This is a genomic window from Paenibacillus sp. J31R109, assembly GCF_059692055.1.
The window spans coordinates 51032-63304 of sequence record NZ_JCAUAR010000008.1; the positions used below are offsets into that span (position 1 = coordinate 51032).

Annotated in this window: 11 protein-coding genes; 2 read left to right on the forward strand and 9 right to left on the reverse strand. The window is 45.3% G+C overall.

Features of this window, described 5'->3' with window-relative positions; translation table 11 throughout:
* Positions 1-25 precede the first annotated feature (25 nt).
* Positions 26-763, reverse strand: coding sequence for a metallophosphoesterase (locus AC58QT_RS20345; RefSeq protein ID WP_497410622.1), 738 nt, complete (start codon positions 761-763; stop codon positions 26-28).
* Positions 764-1059: 296 nt separating this feature from the next.
* On the opposite strand from AC58QT_RS20345, the gene AC58QT_RS20350 reads away from it, so the two are divergent.
* Positions 1060-3381 carry a beta-propeller domain-containing protein gene (locus AC58QT_RS20350; protein WP_497410623.1) on the forward strand — a complete coding sequence of 774 codons (2322 nt, stop codon included), beginning with the start codon at positions 1060-1062 and terminating at the stop codon, positions 3379-3381.
* A gap of 57 nt (positions 3382-3438) precedes the next feature.
* Here AC58QT_RS20350 and AC58QT_RS20355 read toward each other — a convergent pair whose 3' ends face one another.
* Together AC58QT_RS20355 and AC58QT_RS20360 are read right to left on the reverse strand one after the other, a co-directional pair.
* Positions 3439-4095 carry a hypothetical protein gene (locus AC58QT_RS20355; RefSeq protein WP_497410624.1) on the reverse strand — a complete coding sequence of 219 codons (657 nt, stop codon included), beginning with the start codon at positions 4093-4095 and terminating at the stop codon, positions 3439-3441.
* Positions 4092-5369: an FAD-binding protein gene (locus tag AC58QT_RS20360; RefSeq protein WP_497410625.1), complete on the reverse strand. Its 1278-nt coding sequence runs from the start codon at positions 5367-5369 to the stop codon at positions 4092-4094. The genes AC58QT_RS20355 and AC58QT_RS20360 overlap by 4 nt, the downstream gene beginning before the upstream one ends.
* Positions 5370-5551: 182 nt before the next feature.
* Here AC58QT_RS20360 and AC58QT_RS20365 point away from each other — a divergent pair, with 182 nt between their 5' ends.
* Positions 5552-6037 (forward strand): LysM peptidoglycan-binding domain-containing protein, encoded by a 486-nt coding sequence (locus AC58QT_RS20365; protein ID WP_497410626.1) that lies wholly within the window; start codon positions 5552-5554, stop codon positions 6035-6037.
* A gap of 74 nt (positions 6038-6111) precedes the next feature.
* Here AC58QT_RS20365 and murQ read toward each other — a convergent pair whose 3' ends face one another.
* The 6 genes from murQ to AC58QT_RS20395 all read right to left on the reverse strand — a co-directional run bounded on the left by murQ (position 6112) and on the right by AC58QT_RS20395 (position 12205).
* Positions 6112-7023, reverse strand: coding sequence for an N-acetylmuramic acid 6-phosphate etherase (murQ, locus tag AC58QT_RS20370; RefSeq protein WP_497410627.1), 912 nt, complete (start codon positions 7021-7023; stop codon positions 6112-6114).
* A gap of 37 nt (positions 7024-7060) precedes the next feature.
* Positions 7061-7885, reverse strand: coding sequence for a carbohydrate ABC transporter permease (locus AC58QT_RS20375; RefSeq protein ID WP_497410628.1), 825 nt, complete (start codon positions 7883-7885; stop codon positions 7061-7063).
* A 15-nt stretch (positions 7886-7900) separates the two neighbouring features.
* Positions 7901-8830: a carbohydrate ABC transporter permease gene (locus AC58QT_RS20380; protein WP_497410629.1), complete on the reverse strand. Its 930-nt coding sequence runs from the start codon at positions 8828-8830 to the stop codon at positions 7901-7903.
* A gap of 22 nt (positions 8831-8852) precedes the next feature.
* Positions 8853-10160, reverse strand: a complete 1308-nt coding sequence (locus tag AC58QT_RS20385) for an ABC transporter substrate-binding protein (protein ID WP_497410630.1) — start codon at positions 10158-10160, stop codon at positions 8853-8855.
* Positions 10161-10247: 87 nt separating this feature from the next.
* The gene (locus AC58QT_RS20390; RefSeq protein WP_497410631.1) at positions 10248-11105 is read right to left on the reverse strand and encodes a MurR/RpiR family transcriptional regulator; all 858 of its coding nucleotides are present in this window, start codon (positions 11103-11105) and stop codon (positions 10248-10250) included.
* Between the two features lie 290 nt (positions 11106-11395).
* Positions 11396-12205 carry a substrate-binding periplasmic protein gene (locus AC58QT_RS20395; protein WP_497410632.1) on the reverse strand — a complete coding sequence of 270 codons (810 nt, stop codon included), beginning with the start codon at positions 12203-12205 and terminating at the stop codon, positions 11396-11398.
* Between the last annotated feature and the right edge of the window lie 68 nt (positions 12206-12273).

Sequence of the window (12273 nt, forward strand, 5' to 3'; positions counted from 1 at the left end):
TCTAGCCTATTGTAAAGCCAACTCTTTAAGTCAATGTGAAAACCGTTATCTCTGGACGGCACATGAATCGAATGGGTTGCACGGACACACCGATACCTCGATTGGTATAGAGAGTAAGCGACTTATTAGTCCCGACCTGGTAGAGTCCGGATGGATATTTAACACCAAAGGGAACCGAAGCCAACGGACCTATGATCGGCAATCTCACTTGTCCACCGTGGGAATGGCCCGAGAGCTGCAAATGGACAGCTTCGCTAGCAGCCACATCGGCGTAATCCGGTGCGTGGGACAAGAGGAGTACCCATTCCTCTTTTTTCGCCGATTGCAGCGCTGTTTTCAGATTAGGAACGCCCTCCCACATATCTTCTACACCAGCAATCCAAATGGATTGGTTGCCTCTCTGCAGCCTAGTCCCCTTATTGCGCAGACAGTGAAATCCCCCTTCCTCTAGAACGTCTGCTACTTCTTCTACATCTCCATAGTAATCATGATTGCCAAGTACGGCATAGCAGCCGTATGTTGCAGTAATCGTACGCAGCACATTGCCGATTTCTTGACCTTGCCCACCAATCGCATAATCGACGAGATCACCTGTAAAGCATACGATATCTGGTTTTTCTGCTTGGATCGTCTGGGCGACCTTGGTTAATTGCTTGATATCCATATGAAATCCAAAGTGAAGATCACTAAATTGCACAACCCGCAGCCCCTTGAAAGCTTCCGGAAGTGCCCGGAAAGAGAGCGAAATTCGCTCGACCTGCAACCAACGGGGCTCCACCCACGTGGCATACCCGTAACTTATTGGGGGGACGGATAGTAGACCTCCACCCAGTAGTAAACCCTTTTTCAAAAAGGAACGACGACTCATTTTATCCATATTTTTCATATCACTATCATATATCAAAATGGGGCTGTCAGGCTATTTTCAACCACCGAATGTCGTTAAGAATGTACATAAAAATATTTCCAAAAAAGTGAAACAAATCGCCGCTACTATCCGTTAAGTGGATACAGATAAAAATAATGGAAACTTACAATATGAAGCAAAGGATGAGATACATGAAGAATAAGGTTTTAGCCGCCGGCCTCCTAACGACCGCGATCCTCTTAACCTCAGCTTTTACCCCCGTCTCTACGAATGCTGGTCAGGAAACTATTGTTAAGCTTGAGGGCCAACCGATCACTTTTGCTAGTCAACCTCGGATGATTGATGGAGTTTTGATGGCCTCTGTTCGCGATCTTGCAAACGCTTTAGAGATGGAAGTGACCTGGAATGACGCTGAACGGGTTGCCGTCGTTACACGTAACGGATACGAATTGAAGCTGCCCGTGCATTCCGACCACGCTTACGTAAATGGGCAGGCAACCACTATGAAAGGCATTACACAAATTGTAGATGACTCCCTCTATGTCCCACTGCGTTTCTTCATGGAAAGCGCCGATCAAATTGTACGTTGGGATTCCGCAACCAGTTCCGTTAGCGTCACCAAGCCAGCTGACAGCTTGCCAGTTGTAGGTACCTATGACCACTTGGTTACCCTATTGACGCAGAATGAAAGCAAAGGAATCGTCGTTGATTCTCTCATGGGCACATCAGCCATAGCTAAATCTTCCACGACTTCCTCAGCGCCAGCTGTTGCCGGCAGTGCAGGTGTCGCGGTTCAAGATTCAGCCAGATCCGTGTCGCCCGAGTATTCTGGCACGAACGTACAAGTGCAAGGCGTCGATGAGTCGGACGTCGTTAAGTCAGATGGAACGTACATTTACACCGTCAATAAGCAGCGCATCGTTGTCACCCAGGCTTATCCCGCGGACCAGATGAAGGTACTGAGTATCCTTGATTTCCCCAAAACACAAAACACGCAGTTCCAACCCAGTGAAATCTACGTAGATGATAAGCATCTCATCGTGCTGGGGCAATCCTATCAGAATTTCAAGCCAGTTCCTTATAATGAGGCCGCTAGCAGCAGTACAAGTGTCGGAATTACAGGCAAGAGGTTGATCTCACCTATACGCTCGCAGGCAACTACAAAGGTCATGGTTTACGATCTCACAGATCGCAGTAACCTGAAGCTGGTTAAAGACGCAGAACTTGAAGGAAACTATATTTCCTCTCGCAAAATCGGATCCTCCCTCTATTTTATCGCCAATAAATATGTGAATTACTATCAATACCGCGAACTTCCGGATATGGAAGGCATGAAAAAAGAGCTGGCTCCTAGTTATCGAGATTCTTCAGCAGGTGATTCCTTTACTTCGGTTCCCTTGGATCAGATCTACTATTTGCCTAAAGCATTGGAACCTAACTATGTCCTCATTGGAGGCATGAACCTAGATCATCTGACCGAAACCATGAATGTGACCTCCTACCTCGGCTCAGGGCAAAACGTGTACGCCTCCGAAGAGAACCTATATGTGGCCGCAACGAAATATGAGGAGCAACAACAGGAAACGATTCTATATCAATTCGGGCTGAACAATGGCAAAGCTGTGTATCAACATACAGGCAAGGTGCCTGGCCATCTACTCAATCAATTCTCCATGGATGAGCATAACGGTTATCTTCGTCTGGCTACAACCACAGGTGAAATCTGGCGGACAGATGAAGGAACGTCGAAAAATCATGTCTATATTCTCGATGAGAGCCTGAAAGAGGTCGGCAACATCTTAAACATCGCGCCAGGTGAGCGCATTTATTCCACTCGCTTCATGGGTGACCGCGCCTACATGGTTACTTTTAAAAACACCGACCCACTGTTCGTCTTGGATTTGAAACAACCTGATAAGCCCAAATTGTTAGGGGCTTTGAAGATCCCTGGATACAGCAACTATCTGCATCCTTATGATGAAAACCATATTATTGGCTTCGGAAAAGATACCATTGAGGTCGAGAACAAAAACGTGCTTGGATCACAATCCATCGCCTATTACCAAGGTATGAAAGTCGCATTGTTCGATGTATCTGATGTGAATCATCCGAAGGAGAAATTCACGGAAATGATCGGTGATCGGGGAACGGATTCCGAGTTGCTGTACAATCACCGTGCGTTGCTCTTCTCCAAAGAGAAAAATCTACTCTCCTTCCCTGTTACCGTAATGAAAATCGATCCGAAAAATGTGGCTAGTGCTTATGGAAGCTTTGCTTTCCAAGGGGCGTATGTTTACAACCTTGATTTGGAAAAAGGTTTCCAGTTGCGCGGAGGCATCTCGCATCTCTCGAAGGAGGAGCTGCAAAAAGCAGGGCAGCACTTTTATGCAGGTGACAAACAAGTGGAGCGCGTTCTCTATATTGGTGACACCCTGTATACCATCTCGAACGGATTTATTAAAGCGAACGACCTCACTACATTGCAAGAAAAGAACACGGTAGCCATTCCTTAAAAAACGAAAAAAGCCTCGTATCCTATACGGATCGGGGCTTTCCTCATGTAAAGCGAATTACAAGGCCAAAACGTCCTTTACATACGTGGCTAACGACACGAGTTGGTTGCCAACGGCACGATTGGTTTCCTTTTCAGCAGCCAGAGCAGCAGGAACCATAGAGAGCTGGGCTGCAACCACGCGCTTCCCGGGGTTTTCCTCAATAAGTTGAGTCAAACCTTGGGAGACCGCTTGGATGTACTCACGCTTTTTCCCTTGCATGATGAGTTGAAAGGTATTCTCCAAAAGAACAGGCACTGCATCTAGTGCTTTCCTCTTCTTTTGAGCATAAGCGGCTAGTTGATTCATAGTTCCTTGAACGGTGTTCGGATTCGTGAACGCAACGACCGCAGGTTGATTCGTCTCGCAGATTTCTTCAAACAGCGGATCATCAATTTTGATAATCGGGATTGCATAGCGCTGCAAGTCTTCCTGATAAATGGCAGTAAAAAAGGTACACGTGATTAATATCGCATCCACGTGGCAATTCGCTATCCAGTCTAGGGTTTCAAGCACTTTCTTTTGGGCCGTTGCCGTCGTGAAATCGGCATCCGACTTGATCCGATCCAGACCAGGATCTACAAAATGAATGAGTTCCACACCTAGACCAAGCAGGGCGTTGTCGATATGTTCAATATTGGAATGATGAGCATGGAAGCAACCAATTCTTTTCATCGTTGGTCTCCCATAATATAAGTTCTCAAATAGTCATTGCGGAATTTCCCCTGCGGGTCACATTGAAGAAGCAGTTGCTGGAAGTCCGGCAGCTTCGCATAAAGCGACTGCACGCGTGCCGGTGGCATCGTGAACAGCTTGGCCCAATGAGGCCGAGCCTCGAAGGGTTCGAGGAGCTGCTCGATCATGGGCAACACGCGGCTAACAGCCTCCCAATTGGGCTTCCACGTAAAATGGAAAGCCACCGACGCCTGGCGGTAACAAGGGCTCATCCACAAATCATCTTCGTCTATTGTACGTACCTCAGAAACATATAAGAGTGGCGATATATGCTCTTTGATACGGTCGAGTGAACATAATGCCGCATAGGCATGTTGACGAGGCACGTAGTACTCGCTTTGTAATTCCTCCCCTGCACTTGGGGTGAAGTCCATTCGGAAATGCGGCATCCGCTCATGCCATGGTCCTGGTATCCCCATCTGTTCACTGCAATTCTCGGCTGTGTGACCTGGCACCGGATGACGAGGCATGTCGGCTAATCTTGCTCCAAAGAACTCGGATTCCACCTTCTCGATGGCAGAGGCTGGTTCCTCCACTTTGCGCTTCACCCATACTTGATTGAACATGGCTTCCTGCCAGTTCGTGAACAAGCTGACACTATAACCGCTAGAGAAAATATCGTCGAAGTGCTCTTCAAGCTGTGCCAATGGCAAGTTGTCGTAGACATACTGGTTCATCTGGAAAGATGGGACGATATCTAAGGTGATTGTCGTGACAACACCTAGTCCACCTAATCCAACGGCAGCTCCAGCAAGGAGCCCATCTTGATGATCACGGGAGAACACAGCGATACTCCCGTCTGCTTTAACGACTTCCATCGCATGTACCGCTGTCGCCAAGTTGCCGTTGCGATCCCCGGAACCGTGTGTGGCTGTCGCACATGCCCCTGCAACGGTAATATGCGGCAACGATGCCAAGTTGTGCAGAGCATACCCATTCGCATGGAGAAATTGGCCTAGCTCACCATAGCGAATGCCAGCCTCAACCGTTACCTTATTGTACGTTCGGTCAAGTGCAATCACGCGATTCAGATTCTGAAGCGAGATCAAGCTTTCCGTACTGTCGGCAATGCCATTAAACGAATGACGGGTGCCCAGCACCTTAATTTGATTGCTGCGAGCCACCAATTCTTGAATCTCTTCCACATTCACCGGAACATGATAGTTCGAGGCGCTGAATGTATAATTGCCAGCCCAGTTTCGATTGTTCATCATCGACATCCTCCAGCCTCTCATAAATTGCTTACATTTTATCATAATCAGGTACCGATAACCTACTTGTACGATCCGTTTCGCTCGAACAAGCCTATCTTAGCTCTCAGCAAGAACCTATTGTGACAAACGCCCATAGGATACAAGGTAGATGGACGATATCATCATAAACGGAGGCATCACATATGAGTTTTGGAACGTTTGGACCTGGATTTGGTGGATACGGTGGATTCGGGGGATTTGGATACCCGCAATATGGATTTGGAGGACCTTTTTACAACCCTTACTTCCCGCGTCGTAGATTGCTCCCTTACTTCTTCCTTTCTCCTTTCGCTTTTCCTTTCTTTATTCGGGGAGAAGATGATCGGGATGGCACCTATTATGCGCAGCATCAGTGTGTTGAAGGAGATTCCATGGTGAAGTTGGCTCAGAAATACAATGTCCCTCAGCCGATTCTAGAAGCCATGAACCCACACATTCAACAGCCAGAAAGTCTGACGCCCGGGAATATCACTTATATCCCTCGCTTGTATAAAATGCATTGTCACAAAATGTACTTGGAACATGAAGTACCTGAAGGAGCCTCAGTTCCCATGTACACTGCACCACAAATGGCAGCTCCAATGCATCAAGGACCACAAGTGACCCCAAATCCTTATACAGGGCAATAATGAGCTGATTGGAACAAAAAGACTGAGCCACGAAGAAAGTACTTCTTCTGGGCTCAGCCTTTTTGGTATTTGTATTAACTTTGTTGAAGGTGCTTCACGGCATCACCGAAATGGTTTCGGACTTGTAGGAGTACATCCAAAGCCCGCTCCTGACTAACACTGAACATCAGCATTAAGATAGCCACTCTTGCATCGCCATTAGCATCAATGCCAGCTTGACGTGCTGTTTCTTCATCAGTGCCAGTTGCTTCTTGTATGATTCCAACTGTACGTTCTCTTAGCTTGTGATTGGTAGCCTGAACATTAACCATCAGATTGCCATAGACCTTCCCCATTCGAATCATGATTGTGGAGGACAACATGTTCAGCACCATTTTTTGCGCTGTCCCTGCTTTTAAGCGTGTCGACCCCGTAATGATTTCTGGCCCGACAGGTACTTCAATCGGATAGTTTACAACGCTACTGAGCGATGTATCTCGATTGCAGCTAATACCAACCGTCGTTAATCCAAGTCGATTCGCTTCACGAATGGCACCAATCACATAGCGGGCAGTGCCGCTGGCTGTAATCCCAACAACAACATCACCTGGTCTGACTACCTCAGATATCGCGAGCAACCCGGCATGCTCATCATCTTCCGCATTTTCTATGGATGCTCGAATCGCTTTTTCACCGCCAGCAAGGAGACCGTTTACTAAGTCTGCCTCTACCCCGAATGTCGGAGGACATTCAGAAGCATCCAAAATCCCAAGACGTCCGCTTGTTCCAGCTCCGATGTAGAAGAGTCGACCTCCTGCCGTCATCGCATCAGTAATGGCTGCAATAGCAGCGGAAATCTGAGGAATTGCGCCTCGGACCGATAGGGCAACGGTTTGATCTTCCTCATTCATTAATGTCACGATTTCTTCAATGCTAAGTTGGTCAAGGTGCAGTGATTTTTCATTTCTCTGCTCCGTAACCAGTTTATTCTTCTTTTGATGAGCCAAAACGATACCTCCTGTTCTTGGATGATTAGCAGCATCCTTACTTTACCGCGCCAGCAGTCATGCCTTCCATGAATTGTTTAGAGGCCAGGAAAAATATAATCATCATGGGCACAGAAGCTAACGTTAGCCCTGCGAACAGCATGCTTAAATCTGTCGAGTACTGTCCGAACAAAGAGAGCATACCAACCGGAATTGTCTTCTTCGCATCGTCTTGAATAAAAATTAGCGGGAAAAAGAAATCATTCCATGCCGTGATAAAATTCATAATCATCACAGTTCCAAGTGCTGGCCGCATCAGCGGCAGCAAAACATGCCACATAACACCAAAATCAGAGGAACCATCTATGCGCGCCGCCTCTTCCAACTCCTTCGGGAGCGTTCTGAAGAAGCCCGTTAAGATGAGAATAGCAAGTGGCAAGCCGATCGCTGTGTACACACTAACCAACGACCAGATATTATTCAACATCGATAGTTTTTTCATCAAAAGGAACAAAGGGACGATACCGAGCTTAATAGGAATCATCATGCCCAAGAGAAAGAAAAAGAACAAAGCTCCATTCCAGCGGAATGGATATCTCGCAATATAGAAGGAAGCCATAACACCAAACAGCAAAATTAGAACTACGGATACAACACTAACCATAAGACTATTCCAAAAATAAGTGAAAAAGGGAATTTGATGTATCAACTTACTATATGCTGCAAACGAAAGGGATGTTGGTAATGACATTGGATTTTTTAAGATTTGGATGTTCGTCTTCAAGGAGGAGGTCAGCATCAGAAAAATCGGATACAAACTGACCAGCGCCCCCAAATACGCCGCAGCGTACTGGAATCCCCGAACGGATTTGTTGGTTTTCATGGTCTGCCTCCTGTCCTAATGCTGAGCCGATTGGTTCCTAGTAACGTACAGGAACAACGCCGATATCGTTGCAATAATGAAAAATAAAACAACAGCTAATGCCGAACCAAGTCCAAGTGCGACCGAATCTCCGCCAGATGAGCCGCCAAAAGCAATTCGATAAAAGAAGACAGCCAATGTGTCCGTCGAGTTATATGGCTCACCCTGCGATCCTTCCATCGCATAAATCAACTCGAATGCTTCGAAAGCATGAATAAATGTAAAAACAGTAATGATAATCAGAGACTGACTCATCATAGGTAAGATGATCGAGCGAATTAAACGGAAGCCTTTGACGCCATCCAACCGTGCTGCTTCAACAACTTCAGAGGAAATGGCTTGTAAACCAGCAAGAAAGATTAACATCGAGAAACCAACACCAAACCAACTGTTGACGATTGTAATCGAAGTTAGCGCTGTAGCAGGGTCTCCCAGCCAAGGTTTGGCCCATGAAACGAGACCTATCTTTTTGAGCATGACATTCACAACGCCATTATTCGGGTTCAACATGAGCTTCCATAAGAAGCCTACGACGATGACAGACAGCAGCCTAGGTAAAAAGTAGGCCATTTTCAAAAAATTTGAACCTTTGAGTTTACTGTAAACAAGGTAGGCAAGCCCAAAGGCAATCACATTCTGTACAACCATCTCAACGGCAAAATAATAAAGATTGTGACCAAACGCATTCCAAAACAAATGATTAAACGGTTCCTTCGTAAACAAGCTTACAAAATTGCCGAACCCAATGAACTCCCCACGGACGAGGCCTTTCCAATCATAAAAGCTGTAGCCGAACGCGGAAAGAATCGGGTAAATCACGAACATCATGTAAACTGCGAGGGCAGGGACGGGGAACAGGTGAACTGCTCCCTTTTTCCACCCGGACGATTTGGCCAAGTTATTCATGCCCCTCACACCTTCTCTTTACTTATTTCTTAGGTTTAAACCAAGTATCTGTCATTTTTTGAACTTCTTCTGTCACTTGCTCCGGTGTTAATTTATTTAAAAACATACCTTGGATTGAATTTTCTAACGTAGCTTTCGTTGTTGGATTACCGGCATTGAAATAAACGACAGCTGCGTAAGGTGTGGAGATCGTATCGGCATTTTTGGCAATTTTCGCTACCAGAGGATCATTAGCCGCCACACCTGGGATCGTGCTTGGTTTTTGTAATTCATTAACAGCAAGAGCCCCGAATTCTTTCGTTGTTAAAAATTCCATGAATTTCAGTGCTTCCTGTTTATGAGCCGATTTGGCATTCACGGAAAATGAACCATCCACCCATGTGGTTACCGTTTGTTTGCCATCTGCTTTCATTGGCGGAACAGGAAATACATCCATCTGAAGGTCTGGGTTCGTTTTCTTCATAACTGCATACTCCCAGTCCCCCATCACCATCATCGCAGCCTGCTCAGTAACAAACATGTTTCTCATGTCATCCATGCCGATACCTACGTAATTATCTGGGAAAAATGGCGTTAGATCTTTCAGCATTTTAATCGAACTTACATACTCTGGGCTTTTGAAGTTTGCGCCCCCGCTAACAATTTTCTTCATGAAATCTGTCCCATAAACAGCCGGTCCAAGCGTCCCTTCTGTCAGCGATAGAATCCATCCTTCCTTGGAGCCGAAAGCGAAAGGCGTTACTTTATTCTTCTTCAAGGTATCTGCTGTTTTAAGGAATTCATCCCACGTTTTAGGTTCTTGAAGATTGTATTTTTGAAATAGTTTCTTGTTATAAAATACTTGCGTCGAGCTGAAAACAGTTGGCACGCCGTATACTTTACCGTCAGATCCCGTAGCAGCCAGCAATGTATCTTTCGAGAATACATCCATGCCTTTCACATTCGTCAACGGCTCTAGGTAGCCAGCATCCGCCAAAGCAGCACCCGCTGCATAAGGGCGAAGATGGATAATATCTGGACCGTTTCCGCTTTGCAGACTTGTGTTCAGCGCTGTGTTGTACTCCGTATTCTTGGTTGGTTTGAACTCAATATCAATATTGGGATTTTTCTTTTTGAACTCAGCAATGATTTTTGTGTATGCTTCTGTATCTTCTGTACGCCAGCTGCCTATTGTCAGTTTTACTTTATCCTGTGTTGCTGCTGTAGTTGTTGGTACCGTACTAGCTGTACTAGCGGCTGTACTAGGCGTTGCACTGTTACTGCTGCATGCGACAAGCATGGAAGAAGCTGTGACCATAGTTAGTAAAGCACCACTGAATAAACGTTTCATAAAAAAACCTCCCTTTAATTTTCACTTGTATGTTAAACCTCTAGAATTTCAAGAGGACCAAACCAATCCATACAAAATCAGTTGCTGTTATCCATTGCGTTTGCCAACCTTAACCGCTTGTCGAGTCATTTCCAGCGAGGTCACACTTGCCTCGTAGTGGCAGCCAGCGATACCAACATATAGAATATCTATAACATTCAATTGGGCAATTCTTGATGCCATCGCCCCGCTGCGAATACTTTTCTCCAATGTGCTAATAAACAGCTGAATATCTGCCAAGTCTGCAACTGGATTCGATCCGAATCGGGTCAACGTAATGACCGCAGCGCCATTATTCTTCGCTACTTCCAGCGAACGAATCATATCTTCCGTTTGACCCGTATAGGAAATACCAAAGACTACATCTCCCGGGAGCAGGTTAGCAGCAATGGTAGCTTGCGCATCAAACCCTGTACCAATCTCACACCAGCGGTTAATCCGTGAAAGCTTTTGCTTGAAATCCTCCGCGATGACCCCTGAAGCACCAACGCCGAACACGCCAATTTTTCTTGCACGACTTAACGTTTGTATGGCTTTCGCCACACTTTCCGGTGATAGGACGGTTAGCGTATCTTGAATGGAAACAATATTGTTATTTGTGACTGATTTAATGATCTCCCCAATTGAACTGTTCGCATTGATTTCCTGATAGGTCTCTGTTGGCAATGACGACTGTGATAAATCACCAGCGATTCGCATCTTAAGTTCCTGAAATCCTTTAAAGTGGAGAGATCGTGAAAGACGTATGATTGTCGCTTCACTAACGCTGGCAAACTCCGCCAGTTTCTGAACAGAAAGGCTAATAACCTCTTGCGGATGCTCCAAAATGTATTGTGCAACTTTGCGCTCACTCGGCTTCAAACTTGCCATAGCAGCTTCTATGCTCATTAATCCACCTTTTAACATGGGCAACATCCTCTATCGTTTTTTGTTATATGTTATATTATCTAACGCATTTTTCTCATTATAATGAGTTTTATTTCATTTTGTAAAGAAAATTGTGAAATATTATTTCATTAATGTTATTTTATCTGTCATAAAAAGGCTTAAACTGTCTTTCCTTCCTCGTTTAACCTCATAAATACTCGAACTCATGTCATGTAATATGCACATCATTAACTAGCATGCCTAATTCAAGATACCGTTCACATAAAAAATAGCTTACCGATGTCTCGGCAAGCTATTTCCACGTATGATTAAGCTTCGTGTTGTAAGTCGTGTTCCACTTCTTTTTTGATTTTATTCGGCATCATTTTGGGTTTGCTGGTGAACCACTTCGTATACAAATCTTCGTAAGTGCCATCTTTGGATACGGATTGGAGCGCTTCGTTAATTCTTCCGATGTACTTGTTTTTCTTTTTCGCAAGAATAGCCAGACTATCTTTATTGAACGGATCTCCTACTATTTTCACAGACCCTTGCGCAGTGTTCTTCATAAAATCTTGGGCATTGCGTTCCTCCACAATCACTGCGTCTGCTGTATGACTTTTTAACTCTGCATAGGCATCGGCGATTTTTGAGAAACCGTGGATTTTCGCCCCTTGAATTTCACTTGCATAGTAAAACCCAGGTGATCCATTTTCGGTTGCTATCGCTTTGTCGACTAAGTCATCTTTCCCTTTGATAGCTGAGTTCTCCGAAGCAGTCAGAATCACTAAGTTTGTTTGAAAATAAGGATCAGAATACTCCAGATCATTACTACGTGCATCCGTAATTGTCTTCCCCGCAATGGCCAAATCAATATCACCGGACTTCAATCCTTTATTCAATTCGCCCATTTCCATTGGAATTAACTCATATTCTAACTTTGACTTTTTAGCGATTGCTTGCCATAACTCCACCTCGAAGCCCTTCTTCTCCCCACCATCTATATACGTATAGGGGCGGAAATTTTCCTCGATGCCAACCTTGACCGTTTTATTCTGCCCGCATCCCGAAACAATCAGGACGACTAACAGGGGGATTAACAGGACGATTCCTCGTTTGCTACTAGCGCTTCCATTCATGTATGCAATACCCTCCTCATTAGGTAAACATAGGTATTATTTGTCAATGTTCGGACGGTTATTCAGGT